This window comes from Candidatus Methylomirabilis sp., from assembly GCF_028716865.1.
Lineage (GTDB): Bacteria > Methylomirabilota > Methylomirabilia > Methylomirabilales > Methylomirabilaceae > Methylomirabilis.
Window position 1 is genome coordinate 47,533 of sequence record NZ_JAQUOY010000013.1, and the last position, 20,525, is coordinate 68,057.

Annotated in this window: 19 protein-coding genes and 2 tRNA genes; 17 read left to right on the forward strand and 4 right to left on the reverse strand. The window is 60.8% G+C overall.

Going from position 1 to position 20,525, the window contains the following annotated elements:
• Nucleotides 1-64: 64 nt before the first annotated feature.
• Both PHV01_RS06835 and PHV01_RS06840 read left to right on the forward strand, forming a co-directional pair.
• Nucleotides 65-1,525 (forward strand): SPASM domain-containing protein, encoded by a 1,461-nt coding sequence (locus PHV01_RS06835; protein WP_337290406.1) that lies wholly within the window; start codon nt 65-67, stop codon nt 1,523-1,525.
• Between the two features lie 3 nt (nt 1,526-1,528).
• The gene (locus PHV01_RS06840) at nt 1,529-3,385 is read left to right on the forward strand and encodes a cobalamin-dependent protein (protein ID WP_337290407.1); all 1,857 of its coding nucleotides are present in this window, start codon (nt 1,529-1,531) and stop codon (nt 3,383-3,385) included.
• Here PHV01_RS06840 and PHV01_RS06845 read toward each other — a convergent pair.
• The gene (locus PHV01_RS06845; protein ID WP_337290408.1) at nt 3,356-3,577 is read right to left on the reverse strand and encodes a hypothetical protein; all 222 of its coding nucleotides are present in this window, start codon (nt 3,575-3,577) and stop codon (nt 3,356-3,358) included. The genes PHV01_RS06840 and PHV01_RS06845 overlap by 30 nt on opposite strands.
• Nucleotides 3,578-3,879: 302 nt before the next feature.
• Between PHV01_RS06845 and PHV01_RS06850 the strand changes: the two genes are divergently transcribed.
• From PHV01_RS06850 to PHV01_RS06905, 12 genes are all read left to right on the forward strand, one after another.
• Nucleotides 3,880-4,410 (forward strand): TatD family hydrolase, encoded by a 531-nt coding sequence (locus PHV01_RS06850; RefSeq protein ID WP_337290430.1) that lies wholly within the window; start codon nt 3,880-3,882, stop codon nt 4,408-4,410.
• 336 nt (nt 4,411-4,746) lie between these two features.
• Nucleotides 4,747-5,319 carry a hypothetical protein gene (locus PHV01_RS06855; protein ID WP_337290409.1) on the forward strand — a complete coding sequence of 191 codons (573 nt, stop codon included), beginning with the start codon at nt 4,747-4,749 and terminating at the stop codon, nt 5,317-5,319.
• A 635-nt stretch (nt 5,320-5,954) separates the two neighbouring features.
• Complete coding sequence (locus tag PHV01_RS06860) at nt 5,955-6,131, forward strand: hypothetical protein (protein WP_337290410.1); 177 nt, start codon at nt 5,955-5,957, stop codon at nt 6,129-6,131.
• Nucleotides 6,132-6,395: 264 nt separating this feature from the next.
• Entirely contained in the window at nt 6,396-7,130 is a 735-nt protein-coding gene (locus PHV01_RS06865; protein WP_337290411.1) for an SDR family oxidoreductase, read from the forward strand.
• 70 nt (nt 7,131-7,200) lie between these two features.
• A complete protein-coding gene (locus PHV01_RS06870) occupies nt 7,201-7,878 on the forward strand; it encodes an MBL fold metallo-hydrolase (protein WP_337290412.1) in 678 nt (225 codons plus the stop codon).
• Nucleotides 7,871-9,025: a PD-(D/E)XK nuclease family protein gene (locus PHV01_RS06875; RefSeq protein ID WP_337290413.1), complete on the forward strand. Its 1,155-nt coding sequence runs from the start codon at nt 7,871-7,873 to the stop codon at nt 9,023-9,025. Before PHV01_RS06870 ends, PHV01_RS06875 begins: the two co-directional genes overlap by 8 nt.
• 4 nt (nt 9,026-9,029) lie before the next feature.
• Nucleotides 9,030-9,590, forward strand: a complete 561-nt coding sequence (locus tag PHV01_RS06880) for a methylated-DNA--[protein]-cysteine S-methyltransferase (RefSeq protein ID WP_337290414.1) — start codon at nt 9,030-9,032, stop codon at nt 9,588-9,590.
• A 73-nt stretch (nt 9,591-9,663) separates the two neighbouring features.
• Nucleotides 9,664-9,739, forward strand: a tRNA-Thr gene (locus PHV01_RS06885).
• A 209-nt stretch (nt 9,740-9,948) separates the two neighbouring features.
• Entirely contained in the window at nt 9,949-10,404 is a 456-nt protein-coding gene (locus PHV01_RS06890) for a tetratricopeptide repeat protein (protein ID WP_337290415.1), read from the forward strand.
• A gap of 24 nt (nt 10,405-10,428) precedes the next feature.
• Nucleotides 10,429-11,484, forward strand: coding sequence for a M48 family metallopeptidase (locus PHV01_RS06895; protein ID WP_337290416.1), 1,056 nt, complete (start codon nt 10,429-10,431; stop codon nt 11,482-11,484).
• Nucleotides 11,485-12,207 carry a bifunctional demethylmenaquinone methyltransferase/2-methoxy-6-polyprenyl-1,4-benzoquinol methylase UbiE gene (gene ubiE, locus PHV01_RS06900; protein WP_337290417.1) on the forward strand — a complete coding sequence of 241 codons (723 nt, stop codon included), beginning with the start codon at nt 11,485-11,487 and terminating at the stop codon, nt 12,205-12,207.
• Nucleotides 12,204-13,076, forward strand: a complete 873-nt coding sequence (locus PHV01_RS06905; RefSeq protein ID WP_337290418.1) for a UbiA-like polyprenyltransferase — start codon at nt 12,204-12,206, stop codon at nt 13,074-13,076. Before ubiE ends, PHV01_RS06905 begins: the two co-directional genes overlap by 4 nt.
• An 83-nt stretch (nt 13,077-13,159) precedes the next feature.
• On the opposite strand, the gene PHV01_RS06910 is transcribed toward PHV01_RS06905, so the two are convergent.
• Together PHV01_RS06910 and PHV01_RS06915 are read right to left on the reverse strand one after the other, a co-directional pair.
• Nucleotides 13,160-14,932 (reverse strand): ATP-binding protein, encoded by a 1,773-nt coding sequence (locus PHV01_RS06910; protein ID WP_337290419.1) that lies wholly within the window; start codon nt 14,930-14,932, stop codon nt 13,160-13,162.
• A gap of 36 nt (nt 14,933-14,968) precedes the next feature.
• Nucleotides 14,969-15,748, reverse strand: coding sequence for an ANTAR domain-containing protein (locus PHV01_RS06915; protein WP_337290420.1), 780 nt, complete (start codon nt 15,746-15,748; stop codon nt 14,969-14,971).
• Nucleotides 15,749-16,701: 953 nt separating this feature from the next.
• On the opposite strand from PHV01_RS06915, the gene PHV01_RS06920 reads away from it, so the two are divergent.
• The 3 genes from PHV01_RS06920 to PHV01_RS06930 all read left to right on the forward strand — a co-directional run bounded on the left by PHV01_RS06920 (nt 16,702) and on the right by PHV01_RS06930 (nt 20,362).
• Nucleotides 16,702-18,414 carry a methyl-accepting chemotaxis protein gene (locus PHV01_RS06920; protein ID WP_337290421.1) on the forward strand — a complete coding sequence of 571 codons (1,713 nt, stop codon included), beginning with the start codon at nt 16,702-16,704 and terminating at the stop codon, nt 18,412-18,414.
• A 292-nt stretch (nt 18,415-18,706) separates the two neighbouring features.
• Nucleotides 18,707-19,930, forward strand: a complete 1,224-nt coding sequence (locus PHV01_RS06925) for a nitrate/nitrite transporter (protein WP_337290422.1) — start codon at nt 18,707-18,709, stop codon at nt 19,928-19,930.
• Between the two features lie 177 nt (nt 19,931-20,107).
• Nucleotides 20,108-20,362: a hypothetical protein gene (locus tag PHV01_RS06930; RefSeq protein WP_337290423.1), complete on the forward strand. Its 255-nt coding sequence runs from the start codon at nt 20,108-20,110 to the stop codon at nt 20,360-20,362.
• Between the two features lie 28 nt (nt 20,363-20,390).
• On the opposite strand, the gene PHV01_RS06935 is transcribed toward PHV01_RS06930, so the two are convergent.
• A tRNA-Ala gene (locus PHV01_RS06935) sits at nt 20,391-20,466 on the reverse strand.
• Nucleotides 20,467-20,525 lie beyond the last annotated feature (59 nt).

Consider the following 20,525-nt stretch of genomic DNA (forward strand, 5'->3'; position numbering starts at 1 on the left):
AGGGCTTCGATTGGCCGTGCAAAGCGCTTATAACGTGGTGGTCCCTCTTCCAATGGAGGGGCCAGTGCGGTACTTTGCGCTCTTCAACACTCTTGCCGGCTCCATCGACATCCTCGATCAAGGCATCGTTGAGGGACTAAAGACACTGCAAGCCGCGGGGTCGCAGCAGTTGCTGCAGATTCGGACCCGCACTCCACGTTCGGTGCCACTCGACGACGCCGTGACGAGCTACCTCGATCGGCGCGGCTATTTGTTCGAAAGCCTCGACGAGGAGCGCGTGCAGGCTCGTTTGCTGTACGACGAGATGCTGCGCTTCCACCGCCAGGTCGTGCGTCAGCCGCTCGCCATTATTCCGAGCTACAACTGCGACCTCAAGTGCCCTTATTGCTGGCAGCGTCTCTACGACATGGACTCCCCGATCATGTCGGAGGAGACGGCTGAGCGCCTGTTCGAGGCCCTCCCGCAGGTGATCGGCCGATCGCCAGACCAGCCGGTGGACCTGGCGATCTTTGGCGGCGAGCCACTTCAGGACGTGCCCGCGCTCCGCGAGCGCGTCCTGCAACTGCTCGACCTGTCGACGGCGGCCGGTTTCTCGACCAAGATCATCTCCAACGGCGTCGGCTTGGCGGCCGCTGCGCCACACATCGCCGGCAAGGTCGAATCGGTGCAGGTGACCATCGATGGGCCAGCCGAGGTCCATCGCCGACGCCGTCCGCTGCCGCATGGCGACTCCTTCACCGCGATGGCCAACGGCGTCGATGCCGTCCTCACCCATCGCATTCCCGTCCACGTACGCGTCAACGTCGATGTCACCAATCTCCCGACGCTACCGGCACTGGTGGACTTCGCACGCGACCGCGGATGGGTGGGGAGCGGGCTGGTCGATTTCCACCTCGCGCCCGTCAAGAATCACAACCTGCGCAAGGAAACCAACCTAGAGGGCACCCTCCTCGATGAGGTTCTGGCGCTGAGCGATCGTCACGAGCAGATGTCGATCTTCGAGATGACGGGATTCCCGGGAATCAAGTACTTCGAGGGATTCCAGGAGTCTGGTCTGTTTTCGCTGCATCGCTTCTTCAACTGTGAAGCGCAGATCAACTTCTTCGCCTTCGACCTTCACGGCGATATCTACGCGTGCTGGGACGCCGCCGGAATCACGGATCTGTCGGTCGGCCGCTTTCTCCCCGATGTGGAAATGTACGAGAGGCGCCTCAACATGTGGCGCAGGCGCACCGCCCTCGACATCGGCGGGTGCGAGGGCTGCACGTCACAGCCACACTGCGGCGGCGGTTGTCAGTTCCTCGCGCTCGAGCACACGAACTCGTTCTTCTCTCCCAACTGCGACTCGATGATCGAGGGGTATGTGCGCTCGATCGAGCGGAATGCGACGTGGCTGCTCGAGCGCGCGCAAGCCGGCGACCACGCCGTCGGACTGGTTACCTCAGACGGCGTCATCAGCCCTGTCGAACGTGAGTTTGGCTTGGTAGAAATTGGCGGAGTGAACCTCGCCGTCAATTGCGGCTGATCCATGTCGAGCCAGGTTGGCGCAGCACCAAAGCCTCTGCAAACGCTGTTCTTTCTCGACTACGACGACGGTCTGGGAGGGCGATTCACTAACTCCCCAGGGCTTCTGCCGCTGATCGGTCACGCGCGCGCCGCCGGGTTTGATGTCACGTTCGTCGATGCCGAGGAGCGGCTGTTCGCCGCGCTCGACGACGGCCTAATCGACGTAGTCGCGATCTCCTCGATGGAGCGACTCTTGCCCCGTTCGATCCAGACGGCGCAACGAGTGCGCGAGCGCCGCTCGGACGTGGTGCTGATGCTGGGAGGCAGTGCCATCGAGGCGTTCGCGCTCGACTTGGCGGCGTCCTTGTTCGACGTCGTTGTGACGGGCGAAGGGGAGCACCGATTCGTGCCGCTCCTCACCGCGATTGCGCAGTCGCGTGGTCTGTTGATCCCCACTCCGATCCCGGCGACGATCCGGCTACCGGCCCACCAACGCGACCTCGGCCCAGCGGAACCGGGCGGCGTGCTCGACGCCAACGCGGTCGCGTGCATTGCCGCCGCGACGTTTCGGCGCAGCGCAAAGCGAGCGTCGCACGTGTCGCTCGATATCGGACTCGGCGGGGTATACTTGCGGGCCGTCGACACGGGCCGCGTCCTGCTCATTGAAGCGCCGACGCGAGCCCAGCTCGCCGACGCCATCAAGCGGTTCGACGACGAAGGCACTACGCTCCCCCCCGACGTCGCAGCCACGTCCCTGGACGCGACACCGCTTGCCGAGGAGCTAGACGCCTTCTGCATCTATCCGTGGGACGAGGTAAATACGAACCGCTGGTCGACCCTTGAGTTCTACACGCAGCGAGGGTGCTGCTGGGGGCGCTGCGAATTCTGCTCGGTCGCCGATCGCAACATCCGTGCGATCTCCCATGACCGCGTGCTGGATGTGCTCCGCGAAGCGGCGCAACACGGTATCGAAACCGTTTCCTTCTCCGACGATCTCTTCGTGCAGGACACGGCGTGGAATCGGCGTCTGCTCGAACGCCTGCTGCCGCTTCACCTCGGCTTGAAATACCGCGCTCAGACGATGGCGAACCGCTCCGTCTGGCCACTTCTAGACCTGATGCGCGATGTTGGATTCCTGGAGCTCTCGTTCGGGGTCGAAACGCTCAACGGCGCGCGGGCGCGCTTCATGGGCAAGTCTTACAACGGCGAGCGCTACGTCGAAGGCGCTACCGAAACCATCACCAGAGTTGCCGAGGCCGGCATCTGTCCCGTCCTCTATCTGATCATGGCCGATCCCTGCTCGACCTTGGAGGAGATCGCGGCGGAATTGGCGGACGTCGTGGACTTCGTGGGGATGGTCTATTGCCGCACGGGCGTGGTCCCGAAGACCTCGTATTCCCTGGCGATGTTACCGGTCGCGGGTCCCGCCATGACCGGACGTTACCGCTACTCGACGACGAACGTGAAGGTAGGCGACCGCGTGCTTCGCCTCCCGGCGGAGTTTCATTTCGCGCCGCTCGTTTCTCGCTATCTGCGCAGCGTCGCGGCGACGACCGACGCCCTCCCGTTCCGACGCGAGAACCTCGGCTGCTTCCCGATCTACCTCCGCATCGCGCGCGAAGTGGCGGCCGACGCCGCGGCGCCGGAGCAGGCCGCGGTGAACGCCCATGTTGAACGCGGTCTCTGCGCCTTCGAGGCCCTGGCACGCGAGCTCGACCGCGACATTGAGTGGACGGCGCGGGAACTCGCAGGCGAGGGAAGTGGACGTACGCTCCAGTGTCGCGATGAGCTCCGTTTCGAATTCGCCCGATTCGGCGGCTACATCGCCGGCGTTCAGCGCTACCACGAGCTACTCGACGCGGCTGCGGGCGCGCAGTAAGTGGAAGCCTCGTGCCGCCACCTGCCGCTGTGGCGGCTTGGCTCGTTCTCGACGACAGCGTCGCCTCACCCACGGCGCGTGCTCCTCGTGGCGATGCGCTACCAGAATGTGGCGGTAGCGCCGCTTGGAATCACGCTGCTGGCGACGCTCCTCCGCTCGTGCGACGTGCCAGTCGTCGAGGCCTACCTCCACTTCGATTTCGACCGGTTGCTGGGTCGTCAGGCATACGCGCGCATCGCCACCCACGGCGCGCGCAATGGCATCGCTGGCGAGCTGGTCTTTGCTGAGACCTACCGGGGGGTTACGCGGATGACTCTCAGCTGGATGAGGTCCTCCGCCCGACCTTCGGCCAGTCGCCCGCGGTGTTGGGCCCTAAGCAGATTCGCGCCTACCAACTGTATTTGACGAACGACCAGCACCGGGCCCCGGCGACGATCGGCAGTGCCGTGGCCGCGCTGCGCTTCCTCTACACGGTCACACTCCAGAATAAATAAATTGCCAAGCAGCCCAAGGTGGTGGCCATCGGCGAGGCCGGCCTCGACTTCTATCGCGATCGTTCCCCTCGCGATGTTCAGGCTGAGGCGTTTCGCTGTCAGATCCGTCTGGCCAGAGAGCTGGATGTGCCGCTCATCGTCCACGATCGTGACGCCCATCGCGAGACGATGCAGCTCCTGGAGACGGAAGGGGCCGAGCGCGTGGTCCTGCACTGCTTCTCCGGGGATCTCGCCATGGCTGAAGAGGCCTGGCGGAGAGGCTACTACGTCTCAATCGCCGGGCCGGTGACCTATCCCAAGAACGAGGCCCTCCGCGAGGTTGTGCGGAAGGCCAAAACGGATCGCCTTCTCCTGGAGACCGACTGCCCCTATCTCCCTCCCCAAACGTTCCGAGGCCAGCGAAACGAGCCGGCCCATCTCCTTCACACCGCCCAAGAAGTCGCCAGACTCCTGAATATGCCGCTTACTGAACTCGGTCATCTCACCACCGAGAATGCCAGCCGCCTGTTCCGACTCCCTCCATTGGAATGATTGTCACCCGCAAACCTCCGTTCACCCTGCGACAAGGGCGAACGGTATACGCATTGAACAGATTGACGTTTTTCCGTTTGTGCTAAGTCCTTCGACTAGGCTCAGGACAGGCTTGTCGAAGCCTGTAGTGAGTGAGGTCGAATCACACAACAAGAGATTTAAAGGACAGACGCTTTAGACTCCAATATTTCGCGACTTATTCACGTTTTCCCTTGACAGAGAGGATAGAGCCTTGTAAGTTGCGCCAGCACTATTTCCAGTGCCCTGAGATACGGTGCGTTGTGTTCTGGCCGAGGCGAGCGCATACTCGCCTCCACTCAAACGAGGAGAGCACCCATGCTGAACCAGAAAATGACTTGGATCCGTTGTGCCGTAACGGTGGCGGCCGGCGTGGCCGCCCTTCTCACCACGGTGCCGCGAGCCGAAGCGCGAGGGATGGTTCCCGGTAATCCCGACAAGGTGGCGTTCGGTCTTGTCGGCATCACCCGTGACCAGTCGGCGCGGATCAACGTGGTCATCGGCAACCCCAACCTCATCGGCAACCCCAACCTCATCGGCAACCCCGACCTGCGGCCTGCGTCCTGCCACGTCATGCTGAGCTTTGTCGATGAGACGGGCGCGCCCTTCCTGAACCGCGACGGCAACCGTATCGCCGTCGACGGCAGCGTCCGGCCCGGACAGTCGCTCTCGCTGGATATCCACTCGTTCGATGTCTTCCGGACGGGTGACAGCCAGCGCCGGCAGATCCGCGCCGTCGCCTGGGGCGAGCAAGCTCCAGGGGCCCCGGACTCCCCGAGCACTGCGTGCCTGCTGCCGGCAGCTCTGACTGAGGAGATCTACGAGCTGTCCTCTGGCCGGACCTCCGTGCTCTACCCGCTCGCGCTCGGTTTCCTCCCTGCGGTACAGTAGCCGGCGCGCCCCTGGCGCCACCGGGGCGTCCACAAGAAAATAGGGACAGACGCTAGCATCGTGACAACTCGTGGTGTTCGCGGCCATGAACGTGCATGCCACGAATTACCCGAACCGTCGTATTCGGCCACCCGTATCATGTGAGGCAACGAGGGAATGATCGCCAGGCGGCCTTTCGGAACGATAGCGATTCGAATTCGCACGATGAGAGAGCGGCCACTGCTAAGAGACGGGTTCATCTGGGAGGTGCGCAGGAAACTGGACGAGTAATACATGTGTTGCAGAGGGGAAGACCAAGGAAGGATTCCAAGAAATAGTGTCTGTCCCTATAGCACTCGCCGCCTGTTCCGACTCTCTCCATCGGAATGAGTGCCAATAACTCTACTAATATTGCTTGACAACTTTTTGATAATGCGTAGAATTTCCAATCGAACCGCCATGGTCCACCGAAGCTGTTAGCTCACCAGGCTTTTCCTTCGGTATCGCTATTACACTCAGTTCGATGTATGTATTGTACGCTTCGTATGGGTGTATGCCTGCAATTGTGGTACGTGTGGTACGCTGGCGGTTTGCTCGTGTGGGTCGGACCAAGGGAAGACATCGTATGTACTGCGTGAAAGGAGGGAGAAGTCGACATGGCGGAGAAGCCACAAGGAGCAAAGCTTGCCAGCCGCGCGAAGGGCCAGGTTCGGAAGACGGCCGGTCAGTGCCAGTGCGGCGGCGATCTGATCTGGAGTATGGTGTTTAACCCGCGCGGTCGCATGATGAAAGTCTGCGAGAAGTGCGGAACAGCCCTGCCGAAGGCGAGCTAAGACGCGGCAGCAAGCAGCCCCTTAAGATAATAGGGCCTCCCGGTATGATCCGGGGGGCCCTTTGTGTTTCAGGGTTGACGTGTAGATCGTGGCCGGTAAGTCGTGAACCGAGCGCCGAGAAGCCTTCGCGACGCTTCAGCGAAACGGGAGATAATGCTTGGCAGTGGCCAGCCCAAACAGTATCATATCCTCGAATCGGATATGTAACCCTGATCGCGCGTGAAGGCGTGACGGGGTGAGACTATCGGGAGCTGAGCGGGGGAGATGGAGCTTCGCGGACGAACGGCGTTGGTGACCGGGGCGGCCAGACGTGTGGGCCGGGCAATTGCCCTGGCGATGGCCGACCGAGGCGCGGATCTAGTAATCCACTACAAAAGCAGCGAATCCGAGGCCCACGAGACGGTAGAGGCGGTGGAGCGCCTCGGCCGTCGAGCGTTCGCTATCCGGGCCGATCTGGCGGAGCCTGCGGAGGTCGAAGAACTGGCCGATCGGGCGGTTCAGACCTTCGGGAGGATCGATGTTCTTATCAACAACGCCGCCCTCTATCACCGGACGTTTCTGGAGACGCTTGCGTTAGCGGACTGGGAGCAGTTCCTGCGCATCAATCTCACGGGGCCGTTTCTGCTGAGCCAGCGACTGGGCCTGCTGATGCGGCGACAAGGCGGAGGGAAGATTGTCAATGTCGTTGATATCATGGGGATGAAGCCATGGGCCGACTTCCTGCCCTACGGTGTCTCCAAGGGCGCCCTGATCGCGCTGACCCAGGGCCTCGCCAAGGCATTGGCACCGGAGGTACAGATCAACGCGGTTGCGCCCGGCGCGGTGCTGCTTACGGAGGCAGAGGGGGAGAAGGAGCGGGAGGCGATTGCCAGGAGCACGCTGCTCAAGCGGATGGGCGACCCGACCGATGTTGCGAAGACGGTCCTCTTCCTTCTGGAGGGTTCGGACTTCATTACCGGTCAGGTCGTGGTGGTGGATGGAGGTCGATCGCTCAAGTAGTGCGCCCTCGATGTTGGCGGCGAAGCGAGCCATCGAGGAACGGTGAGGCGGAACGAAGGAGAACTGACGCGTGGACACGTCCCTCTACCTGAAGCAGGTTGAATTGGGCGAGATGGCCAACTACGTCTATCTGATCGGCTCGACCAAGACGAAAGAGGCTGCCGTGATCGATCCGGCGTGGGAGATCGATAGGATTGTGGAACTCGCCCAGGCTGATGAGATGAAAATTACCCACATCCTCGCCACCCACACCCATCCGGATCATGTGGGTGGTAAGCTGTATGGTCTTCAAATTCAGGGAGTCGCGGAGTTGCTCGAGCGGGTAGACGCCAAGGTAGTAGTCCATAAAACTGAAGCCGGCCACCTGACCCCTCTTGCCGGATCGAACATCATGCGGGTCGACCATGGGGACACCGTGAACCTCGGCGATGTTGCTGTGACATTAATCCATACCCCCGGCCACACGCCGGGGTCTCAGTGTTTTCTGGTATGCAATCGCCTGATTACGGGCGACACGCTGTTTATCGGCTCATGCGGCCGGGTTGATCTTCCGGGCAGCAATCCTGAGCAGATGTACGATTCGCTGACCAATAGATTGATGAAACTGGACGACAAGACCGTGGTCCTGCCCGGCCACAACTATGCCGCCGGCCGCACCTCCAGCAGCATCGGGGAGGAGCGGAAAAAGAACCCCTGCTTTCAGTATCGTTCTCTCGCTGCATTCCTCCGCGCCATGGGCCATGCCTGAACCAAACGTGGTACCGAGCCTTCGACAACACTCAAGACCGGTCTACTCGGCTTCTCGACTCTCCACGTACGAGTCCTGCCCCCTTCAATTCAGGTTTCGCTATATCGATCGGATCCCCCGAACGGAGGAGTCGATTGAGGCGTACCTTGGCTCGCGGGTTCATGAAGCGCTGAGCACGCTGTACCGAACGCTGCAGCTTGGCGGTGAACCATGCCTGGCTGATCTGCTGAACGACTATCATCGGTTGTGGGAGCAGCACTGGCACAACCAGGTGAAGATCGTCAAACAGGACCGTTCGATCGAGCATTACAAGGAGTTTGGCGAGCGGTGTCTGACGAACTACTATCAGGCTCATACGCCATTCAACCACGGACAGGTGCTGGGATTAGAATATCAGGTAGCGGTATCCCTTGATCCTCATGGCTGCTACAAGATTCAAGGATATATCGACCGTCTTGTGAGGGTCGGATCGGGGCGCTATGAGATCCATGACTATAAGACATCCGGTCGTCTACCGAGCCAGGGAGATCTTGATGTCGATCGGCAACTGGCCCTCTATCAGCTCGCGGTAGAAGATCTGTGGTCTGACGCCAAAGAGATCGAGCTGGTCTGGCACTACCTGGCTTTTGGAAAGGAACTCCGTTCAAGGCGAACGCCGACAGGGCTCGAGAGGCTGAAAAGTTCGACGATTGCCGTCATCAACCGCATTGAGGCTGATGCCGACTTCAAGCCGATCAAAAGCAGTCTCTGCCATTGGTGCACCTATAAGAACATCTGCCCGCTCTGGACTGACCGTCCAGATTCAACCTACGCCCAATCAACCAAGAGTGTCGGCAATGGGCGATCGATGGAGATCCAGACCTCGGCTGAGCGAGGAGGGTTTGATCTGCAAGCCATTTCTCGCGCCGCGCTCCGGGAAGCGATCGTGGTGGCGGCCGAGCATGAAGGGGCAGAGATCCGTTTCGCCGAACACGGTCAGCTCTGGATCGGCGCAGGTCATTTACCGCCGAAGGCCGGCCTGGATGATACGGAGGACGGGTGGGTCCGGCTATCCGCCGAAAGCTTACCCCTGCTCTTCAGGCAGGTGGAACTGGCGCGATTGAGTGCCCCCTTTGTTGAAAAGCTGCAGCGGTACCTTACGTTGTGATCGTATGTCGCCGCCTCTTCGGTACGCACCGGTTTCAACCCCGCTTGGACGGCTCTACGTGGCCTATCATGGCACTGCCGTCTGCTGTGTCGCACTCGGAACACATGGACGCAGCTTTGAGCAGGCGTGTGCGAGGGCGTTCGGCGTTCGACCGACGCAAGATCCTTGCCTGCCAGAAGAGATGGCCAAACAGATACTGAATCATCTGGCAGGGAGGCGGCGCTTCTCCGGCCGGATCGACCTGTCCCGCCTCACACCGTTTCAACAGAGGGTCTTGCGAAAGGTCCGGACAATCCGCGTCGGTCAGGTGCGCTCGTACCGATGGATCGCGAAGGCGATCGGCGCGGAGCGGGCAGCCCGTGCGGTCGGGACAGCCTTGGCCAAGAATCCGATCCCGCTTCTGATCCCGTGCCACCGGGTGGTCAGGAGCGATGGCCGCCTCGGGGAGTATTCCGGGGGCGGCCCTTCGGTGAAGGCGAAACTGCTGGCCTTCGAAGGTGTTGATCTTGAGGGCCTGACGCGCCTGCGGAGCCGCCGCAAGATCGCAACCGGCCGGCCAGCGTAAGAGCGGCGCGGATCGCCCAGCCTCTGTCGCTTGACAGCTCCGAGACCCTTGGCTATAGTAGTCGCACCCTCGCGCCGGCGTAGCTCAGTTGGTAGAGCAGCTGATTCGTAATCAGCAGGTCGAGGGTTCGAATCCCCCCGCCGGCTCCAGCCGTTTGTTCGGCGCGTACATGCTGGGTGTATCGCTGTAACACGGTATCGCGTGTGTTCTGCTCTTACGAGACTCAGCAATCGTGTCACGATGTGAGATGCCATCGTGAGGCGTGCCTGCCTGTGCGGTGCACGCAGACAGGTTGCGGAGGCTGTAGATCATCACCCGTCGATCGTGTTTCTCACGTGTTCTGACGCTCTGGTGCAAAATGGTCGCATTGGTCCCCTACAGTCCGAAGCATTATGTGAAGAAACGGCGCCTGCTCGGTTATGCCACGGTGCTGCTCGTCCTTGCCCTCCAGGGGTCAAGCCTCGCGCTTGAGGGCAAATCGCCGGAAGCCGAGTATAAGCCGGCCGTCAATAAGGCGACGACGGCAGAGGCGCATTACGATCTCGGGGTCTCTTACCATGAGCGAATGTTCGCCGACCTCGACCAGGCGATTACCGAGTACGAGCAGGCGATCAAGCTTCGGGGTGACTTTGCCGACGCACACTATCATCTGGGGCTCTCATACCATACGAAGGCCAAATTAAGTGTTGACGATAAGCTCCTGTACCGTAAGGCGCTGAAAGAGTACAAGTCGTATCTGCAGTATCTGCCAAAGGGCCCATTGGCCGAGAAGGCCCGGCAGAATATCAAAGCGGTAGAGTTGAGGCTTCGATAGGCATTCGGTGTGAGGATTGTCGTAATGGGTAGCCACAGCCGGGTCGACAGGCGTGTTGTCCTGCTCTTAGTCGTGGGATCCTTGCTTGGATTCGTTTCCCCTCCACGCGCCGCTGGTTTCACCATCATCTCTGAAGCGGAGGAGAACGAGATCGGGAAGAAGGCCGATCAGGAGATTCTTGAGCATTTTGGTCGTTACCGCGATCAGCAACTGCAAGCGTATGTGGAGTCGGTCGGCCAGCGGCTGCTCGACGGGATTGGTCCAACCAGTTTCCATTACAGCTTCAAGATCATCGATACAGCGGAAGTGAACGCGATGGCGTTGCCCGGCGGCTATATCTACATCACCCGAGGAATGCTGGCGATGCTGAATAACGAGGCGCAGCTCGCGGGGGTCCTCGGCCACGAGATCGGCCACGCGACCTCTCGTCATGCGGCGAAACAGCTTACCAAAGCCTTGGGCGCGCAGATCCTGTCGCTGGGTCTCATGGCCGTCAGCCCTGGCGGTCGCCAGAACACAGGGGAGTGGGCGAGGGTGTCGGCAGCCGTCTTCGAGCACGCCCTCATGGGGTATGGCCGAGAGGCGGAGCTGGAGGCCGACGAGCTGGGACTCCGCACGGCCCACCGCGCCGGATACGATCCCGGGGAAATGGTGGTCTTCCTCAAGGCGATGAAGATGAAGGAGCGACTGGAGGCGTTGGGTTATCACGGCTTTCAAGGGACCCATCCGGAGACCATCGATCGCGTCGTGAAGGCCGAGACCATGTCCTCCATTCTCATTGGGCAAGGCAGCGGCAGCCTCGAGGTGAAGGCGAACGAGTACAAAGCGCACCTCGACGGTCTGGTCTACGGGGCAAAGCGGGATAACAGGCGTCTGAAGATATACGTTGCCAAAGATGGAGATACCCCCGCGACCGTGGCCAGGAATGTGCTTGGCGATCAGCAACTGGCGTGGGAAGTCGCGCACCTGAATGGGATCAAGGAAGCGAGTACCTTCCGTGAGGGGGACCAGGTGAAACTGCTGCCGCCTGTTTCTACAGGATCGCATGGAGAGCGGCAGTTGGAGCTTTCCCCGAACTGAATGGGGGCGAATGGGGGTGGAAGAGACGGCGACGCGATTCGCCGGATGTTTGGCGGCATCGCGCCTCGATATGATCTCCTCAATCGTCTCCTCAGCCTCGCGCGGGATCGCTACTGGCGCCGGGAGGCTGTGGCTTCAGCCCGGCTCCCTTCCGGCGGAGTGGCGCTGGATGTCTGCACCGGAACTGCCGACATGGCCCTCGAGTTTGCCAGGCAGTTTCCCTCAGCCAAGGCGATTATCGGAGTAGACTTTTGCCTGCCGATGATTCGTATTGCGGCGGAGAAGGTGGCCCGCAAGGGGCTGACAGACCGTATTCGGCTGCAGGTCGGCTCGGCTGAGGCTCTGCCGTTTCGCGCCGACACCTTCGATGCGGTCACCGTTGCCTTCGGCATCCGCAACGTGGTAGATCGCAAGTGTGGGCTGGCAGAACTCTATAGGGTACTGCATCCAGGGGGGGTGGGGATCATCCTGGAGTTTGCCACACCCCAGGGGCCATTTTTCGGGTGGCTCTATCGTGTGTATTTCCATCACGGGCTCCCCTGGCTGGGTGGCCTGATTTCCGGTGACCCCCAGGCGTACAGCTACCTTCCAGCCTCTGTATCCGCCTTTCCCGCCCCGCAGGAGCTGTCCAGGATGATGGAAGAGGTGGGTTTTCACGATGTGCACTTCCGCACCATGACCGGTGGGATCGTCACCCTTCATGTGGGAAGGAAATCGGCGTGAACCCGCTGCAGTCCGTCATTCGCAAGATAGCCCTGTTGTTCGAGCTGATCAAGTTTTCCCATACGGTCTTTGCGCTTCCGTTCGCCTTCATGGGCGCGATCCTGGCAGCCCGAGGGATCCCGACGCCGTCGACGCTCCTGTGGATTGTGCTGGCTATGGTCGGCGCAAGGAGCGGTGCCATGGCGATGAATCGTCTGGCCGACCAGCAGATCGATGCGGCAAATCCCCGCACACGGGAGCGGGCCCTTCCACAGGGCCTGGTCCGACGCGGAGAGGTAATTCTGCTCACGCTTGGATCCTTCGCGCTGTTCCTGTTCGCCGCCGCCCGGCTGAATCCCCTCTGCCTCAAGTTGGCTCCCGTGGCGATGGCGGTGCTGATCCTGTACTCCTACGCCAAGCGCTTTACCTTTTTCTCCCACCTGATCCTGGGGCTGGCTTTGGCCATGGCGCCTCTTGGCGCCTGGATTGCTGTAACCGGCGAGGTGGCGGTGGCTCCGGTTGTGCTCGGCCTTGCCGTCCTCTTTTGGGTGGCCGGGTTCGATATCCTGTACGCCATGGCTGACATTGACTTTGATCGGGCCTCCGGTCTCTATTCGATTCCAGCTCGGTTCGGCGCAGCGAGTGGGATGGCCATTTCTCGAGTCTTGCACGCGCTGACCCTGCTGCTTCTTCTGCTCCTGATTATCCTCTCCGACCTGCGCTCTTTCTATCTGACCGGCGTCCTCCTCGCCTCGGGCCTCCTGGTGTATGAGCATCTGCTCCTTCTCCGCTACGGCCTGAAGCGACTCGACGCCGCCTTTTTCACGGTCAACGGCCTCCTCAGCATCACCCTGTTCTGTTTCACCCTTCTCGATGTTCTTTTGTTGTAGCGAGATCGGAGAGGCGAAGGACGAAGAAACGCGGTCCGTCGAGGCTGAGATAGCAGATGACTGTGATTGCTCTGAGGATGCGGTTAGTCTGACGAGGGCCGTCGCTCCTCGCTGACGGCCAGCGCCTGGGCGATTGCTTGCAAGAGCTGCTCGTTTGTGAAGGGCTTGGGCAGTATCAGGTCAACTCCGGAGATGGCCATCTGTTCGTCCTCCACCACTTCCCCCCACCCGGTGATGAGAATAACCGGAAGCCTCGGCCACCGTGCCTTCACCACAGAGGCGACCTCCCACCCCGACATCCCCGGCATGCTCAGATCGGTGATGACCAGATCAAAGTCTCCCGCCTCCAGGCGTGCCAGACCTTCCTCTCCGCTTGCGACTGCCTCGGCCTCGTGCCCCATGGCGCACAGGAGCTGTACAAGCGTCTCGGCGATGAACGGCACGTCGTCGATGACCAGAGCCCGTAGCGAGGAAGGCAGAGGGGCCGGCGCAGTCGGAGGCGGGGCCGGACCGGCAGACTCTGTTGCTGCCGGCAGGCGTACCGTCACGGTAGTGCCCTCTCCCGGAGCGCTTGTCACATCGATCGTCCCTCCATGTCGCCTGACGATCCCCTGGACCATGCTGAGCCCGAGTCCGGTTCCTTTGACCCCCTTTGTGGTGAAGAACGGCTCGAATAGCCGCGCTCGCACCGTCTCCGGCATCCCGATGCCCGTGTCGCTCACGGTGACCTCGACCAGCTCGCCTTCGGCGGCGCGCGTTGCCCGCGTTGTGATCGTGATGGTTCCACCATGCGGGAGGGCGTCTACGGCGTTGAACAGGAGGTTCGTGAGCGCTTCGCGCAGCTCTGCCTCCCGGCCGGAGACTGCTGGTACCGCAACGAGATCGGTACGGAGGGTGATCATGACTCCTCGCGCCTGCGGTTCATGTTGCCACCGAGGCCGAGTGACATCGAGAACGTCCGTCACAATCTCGTTGATGGCGACAGCGGTGAAAGGCTCCATTCCTCGCTGGCGGGTAGCCTCGCGGATCCTTCGAACCGTCTCAGCGGCATCCAGCGCCGCCCGCTCCACCCGTTTGAGATGCTCCGATAGCTGATCCTTCGAGGAGGTGCCTTGCTGGAGGCTCAGCCGCATGAGTTGGGTCTGGCCCAGGATGGTCATCAGCGTGTTATTGAAGTCATGGGCGACACCGGCTGCCAGTTGGCCCATAGCGCGCAGCCGTTCCGTCTCGATGAGCGTGGCCTGAGTCCGCCGAAGCTCCTCGATTTTCGCCTCCAGTTGCTTCGTTGCAATCCAGAGGTCCTCGTACAGGTGACCGTTGGCCACTGCCAACCCGATCGCAGCCCCGACCGCGTTCAAGAGTTCCAGATCGCGCTCCGTCAAGGTGTACGGCTGCCGCCCGACAATATCGAAACATCCAACGATTCGCCCCTTGGCCCTAAGCGGGACTGCGGCAAAGGTGCGGAAGCCCGCCTCGATCACCTGGGGCCGAAGGAAGCGGCGGTCGGACGCCAAGTCGGGAATGATGATACATTCGTTGGTCTGCACCACGCGACCGGGGATCCCCTCCCCAAGGGCGAAGCAGGTGCGCTCGGCGAAGCTCTCCGGGATCTGACCTCGATGCCGAACCTTACTCACCTCACCTCTGGTGGCATCGACGAGGAAGACCTCTCCCGCCTCCATATTCAAGCAGGTAAGCGTGGCATCGAGAGCCCGATCCAGGATCTCGTTGAGCGTAAGCGTGCCGCCGATGGCATTCCCGATCATGGTCAGGATGTTCATCTCCCGGGTCCGAGGGGTCTGCCGCTCGGTCTGGGCCTGTAACTCCGTTCGCTTGCCCTCAGTGCTGTCGGCCATGATGTTCGCGGCGCCTCACATGGATGCCTGTTCCGTTCAGATGATCTTACCGGCCTGCACAATGATGTGCGCGATCTGCGCCAGCCTCTTGTTCTGGCCCTGGCTCTCCTTCTGGAGTCTCCGCATTGCCTCGGTCTCGGTGAGCTTAAGCCGCTCCATCAGGATCCCTTTTGCCTTCTCGATCAGCTTTCGCTCCTCCAACGCATTTTCCAGTTCTTCGACCTTGTGCTCCAGGCGACGGATCCGCGCTCTGAGTAGTCGGATCGTCTCGTTCGCAGATACGTCGGCGCCTACAGGTGCCGGAGAGGGATCGTGGGTGGAGAGGTCTGCGATGCTTTCTTCGCTATCCGCCTCAGCGGCTTCTTTCAGGTAGACCCGAATATCACAATGCTCATCACCAACAGCTATCCGCTGTTTAAAGACTACTTTTCCATAGCCGAAGTGCTGGACTGCGCCCCACCAGAGGCTGGCGCCGATGAGATGGCAGAAGCCTGGTGCCTGTTTGATCGCCTCGCCGAAGGGGCATTTTGTGCAGATGAAGCGGATGCGATCGGCCGCAAGCTGATAATGACTTTCCCCGCCTTGCTGCTGTATCAATCTGGCGACGGCCTCGGCGTATTGGGTGGAGGTCAACGTCCCCTGGGCACCGAGGGAGCTCTGCGCCGCGCTCGACCCACTGCGCCACCCATCCAGGAGGGACGCGACGTGCCCGATGAGCCCCCCTACCAGGAGGCTCAGGGCCTGCTCGCCATGTGGGTGCTTCGCCGCTGCGTCCACGTCCGGACTCATTTTCGGCGGTTGCGACCGACTTGTCAACACCACTCCTCGTAAGGAATATAGAGTCTGTTGCGCAGATTGCCAAGATCAGCGACAAGCTTCGCGTCGCGAAAGCGAGACAAAAACAAAAAACCCTTCATCGAAGTTCCGATGAAGGGCTCCATCACCCTTTCTCGAGCCGCCAAACATTAGCGTTCCCGAGGTTCCACTACATCCGAAACGTTTTAGTCACTTTGGACCCTAACTAGACAAGACTAAAAAACAAGAGGTTGTCGAGTTCGGGTGTCCCAGTCTGGCTGAGTTGCGTCCTTAGATTTGCATTAGCCAAATGATGGTGTCAAGAGAAAAGCGAATTGCAGTTTCACATCTTGGTCGTCTCACTTTTCCCCCTCCTTGTGCCTTAGGTGTTCCACCGTTGTTGCCGGGCCGGGTCTTGCAACCCGTTGCTCCAATGAGACCACCGCCAGGGCCACGCCGGTTACTTGTCCCAAACTCCTCCATGCACGTTCTTATCGGCAGTATCCCGTCTTTGCATAAATCGAACTCCGGGTGTCAGCCGCTGACGGCACAGGACATGCATTCTGTCTGAGGTGAACAGGCTCAAGGAGGCAGCCGAAGCTGTCGATATAAGAACAGTGGATGCCGCTTCGGTGGGCCGCTTGGGGCCATTGGCAAGCAGAAGGGTTTGCCGCTTCGCGAGCATTCTTTGCCGGGTAGATGCCGGCGGCACGAATCTGAAGCGGTGAGAATGATCAAGACGTAGTGATTTTCTCGGCGGCGCTGATGGTTGGCGGCCGGGGACAGGGTGATGGAGCCCTTCATCAGAACATCGATGGAGGGCTTTTTTTATTCTCATGCGGGCCCCGCATGAAGGGGGGTATGGACAATAGGGAGTAGAGGGACTGACCGGATCGAAACGGAAGGTCGATCATGGCAACCAGGGCCGACCCTCTGAACGAGAGGCAAGGCTCATAACGCGGGAGGGGAAGACAATGCAGTGGTTCCGGAATCTCAAGATGGCGATGAAGCTCATGATCGGATTTGCCGTACTCGGCGCGATCATGGCAGGTGTCGGCTATGTCGGTATCAGCAACATGGGAAGTATCAACGCGAACGTCGAGAACCTGTACCAGGTGCAGTTGACCCCGATCACGGAACTCGCGGCAATTCGGGGCCTGACGCATCAAATCCGCACAGCCATGTTCATGGCGCTTGCCGCAAAGGATCTCGCAGAAGCCAAGGAAGCGGTGAACCGTGTCCATGAGCTTGCAAAGCAGGTCGCGGAACGACGGGAGAAATTCATTCCCACAATTCGGGCGCCGGAAGTGCGGGACGCGTTTAATAAGTATCAAGAGGCTGCGAAGGAATATATTGCCTTCCGCGAGGAGCAGGTCCTCAAGCCGCTCTTGGCGGGCGACAAAGATGCGGCACTGGCCGGTGCGAAGGCGACTGCGCCGAAGTTTGCGGCCGCCATCGACAGCCTCAATCTCACCATTCAGGTGAAGGAAGGCATCGCCAAGAAGAAGTTCGAGGAATCTGGAGCGCTCTATAGCTCTTCGCGCGTCATTATGATCGGTGTCATCCTGGGCGGCGTGCTCCTTGGCCTCGCCCTCGGCTACTTCATCGCCTCCCTGATCGCCAAGGCATTGAAGCAGGTTGTGACCGTGACCGAGCAGGCTGCGAGGGGTGATTTGACTATGAGAGTCCATCTCGACACCAAAGACGAACTCGGTCAGATGGGCGCCGCGTTGAACCAGATGCTGGAGAGCTTTCACGACAGTATGTCCCAGGTTCAGCAAGCCGCCAACCAGACCACGAGCGCCTCCCAACAGCTCGCGGCCGGCAGCGAGCAACTCTCCTCGGGCGCCCAGGAGCAGGCCTCCTCCCTGGAGGAGACGGCGGCCTCCCTGGAGCAGATCACCTCGACCGTGAAGCAGAACGCGGATAACGCCCGGCAGGCCAACCAGCTCGCGGTCTCGGCGCGGGACGGGGCGGAGCAGGGCGGCGCCGTGGTCAAAGAGGCTATGGCCTCCATGGAGGCGATCACCCAGTCCTCCAAGCAGATCGCCGAGATCATTACCACCATCGACGAGATCGCCTTCCAGACCAACCTCCTGGCCCTCAACGCCGCCGTCGAAGCGGCTCGAGCCGGAGAGCAGGGCCGCGGCTTCGCCGTCGTCGCCTCAGAGGTCCGGGCCCTGGCCCAGCGCTCTGCCGCCGCCTCCAAGGAGATCAAGGCCCTCATCACGGATTCCGTGGCCAAGGTCGAGGATGGGGCGAGGCTGGTCAATGAGTCCGGCGACACCCTCACTGAGATCGTTGCCTCCGTCAAGAAGGTGGCCGATCTCATCGCCGAGATTGCTGCCGCCTCGCAGGAGCAGTCGCAGGGGATCGAGCAGGTGGGTAAGGCCGTTACGCAGATGGACAGTGTTACGCAACAAAACGCCGCGCAGACCGAGGAGCTCTCCAGCACCGCCGAGGCCCTGGCCGCCCAAGCGGAGGAGCTCTCGGCGCAGGTGGCCCGGTTTAAGTTGGCACATGGGACGGGTGCGCAGGCCGCCGCCATGGCTGCCACCACAACCCGAAAGGCGAGCAGCAAGGTGGTTCCACTCAAGGGAAGGACGAAGGGTAAAATCGATGCGCCCAAGGCGATGGCAGCGGCCACTGGGACCGAGGACGCGCACGGGACGTTTGAGGAGTTCTAGACAGCAGCGATCAAGTCGGCTCTCAGTGATCAGCGCCTGGGAGGGTCCGGGTCCGCGAACTGCATACTGACGGCTGAAAACGACGAGGAGGTACGGTCAGACACATGTAATATTTTGGTCCAGAGACATGGGTGACATGTGATACTATGCTGAGCGGCACCGCAAAGAGGTACCCTGTGCCGTGGAAGGAGAGTCACCCATGTTGTTGTCCGAGTGGATGGTGACGCTTGGTGTAGTGAAGTTGCTGGCCTCTGTACCCATACACGAGTAGACGGTACACAGCAGGTCCGGAATGCTATTCAAGGGTTTCACTAAGGTCGGGCATCCCACAACCCTCATCAGCGCATTCCTGTATTTCGCCATTCACTGTATGATCTGGACCCTCGTGGGGGCGCTGGGAGTGTTCATTGCCAACGAGTTCGGTCTGACCGCCGGTCAAAAAGGACTCATGGTGGCTACCCCGATCCTCACCGGCTCTCTCCTCCGAATCCCGGTCGGAATCCTGGCCGACCAGTTCGGCGCCAAGAAGACGGGTGCTGTCCTTCAGATCCTGGTTCTCCTCCCGCTGTTTGGGGGATGGCTTGCGACCGATCGCTTTGCTTCCGTCATAGCGGTGGGGCTCCTCCTCGGCTTCGCCGGGGCCAGCTTTACGGTCGCCATCCCCCTGGTTAGCCGATGGTACCCGCCGGAACACCATGGGCTGGCCAACGGGATCGCCGGCGCCGGCAACGTCGGGGCGGTCCTCGCTGCCCTGATCGCGCCTCGGCTGGCAGAGATCGTGGGATGGCGACAGGTCTTTGCCTGGGCGCTTCTCCCTGCCCTGCTCACATTGGTGATGAGCCACTGGTTCGCGAAAGAGAGCCCGAACCGCCCCGCCCCTACACGGTGGTCGGAGTCTCTGAAAATTCTCCAGGAAAGCGACTGCTGGTGGTTTAACCTCTTCTACGCTATCACCTTCGGCGGCTTCGTCGGGCTGGCCAGTTTCCTGGTGATCTTTTTCCACGATCAGTACGGTCTTTCGCGGGTGATGGCGGGCAACATGGCCGCCTTGTGCGTCCTGGCCGGAAGCCTCTTCAGACCTGTGGGCGGATATCTCGCGGACCGCGTTGGTGGAGCGCAACTCCTCTCGATCCTCTTCGGTACCATCGGTGTCCTGACCGTAGGTGTGGCGCTCCTCCCTCCCCTCTCCGTAGTGATCGCGCTCCTCTTTCTGGTGATGACCGCCATGGGGCTCGGCAATGGCGCGCTCTTCCAGATTATCCCACAGAGGTTCCGGGGCGAAATCGGTGCCGCGACCGGGATCGTGGGCGCGACAGGCGGGATGGGCGGATTCTTCCTTCCCACGCTCCTCGGCCTCATGAAGGATCTGACCGACTCGTATGGGACCGGGCTGCTCCTCTTTGCCTTTGGGTCCCTCGCAGCCGTCGTGGCCTTGCAATTCCTTCGACCCGGCTGGCAGGCATCCTGGCTTCAACCGGCCCTTCAAGCTGAACAGGTCTCAGATTCCTCGAGATAAAGGATCGGGGCATATTGAACCCACTGGGGGTTCAACGTTTGCCGATGCATAGCCTTGCAGAGCGCGGAAAAACATGGCACCCTGAGACGTGAAACTGCAACCTATCCGCAACTCTGGGCAATACCGTGGGAGGGTGATGACGCCATGCTTGTCCGAAAATGCCTCATAGGAGCGATCGTGGGGGTGTCCGGAGGATTCATCGTCGGCCTCGTCGGAGGATTTGTCCTCGCACCGATTTGGCTGATGGCATCTGAGGGAGATACTGGAACGGCAGCGAATATCCAGAGCTTCGCCTTGCTTCTTGCGATTCCTGTCGGCCTCATCATTGGGATCATGGTCCCGATTCGCAAGGCATCAAGGCGTCGCCAGGCAGAAAAAGCCGAGGAGGAGGCTCGCTCGCATGGTACAGGGCGGGACGACAGAGTTCTTTAATGTCGATACGAGTCGGGAAGGAAATCAATGGTGGAGCTGACGGGATTCGAACCCGTGGCCTCCTGACTGCCAGTCAGGCGCGCTCCCAACTGCGCCACAGCCCCACATCGGTAAGCGTATCAACGCGAATGATTTAAGCGGACCAGGGAAAGACTGTCAAGGG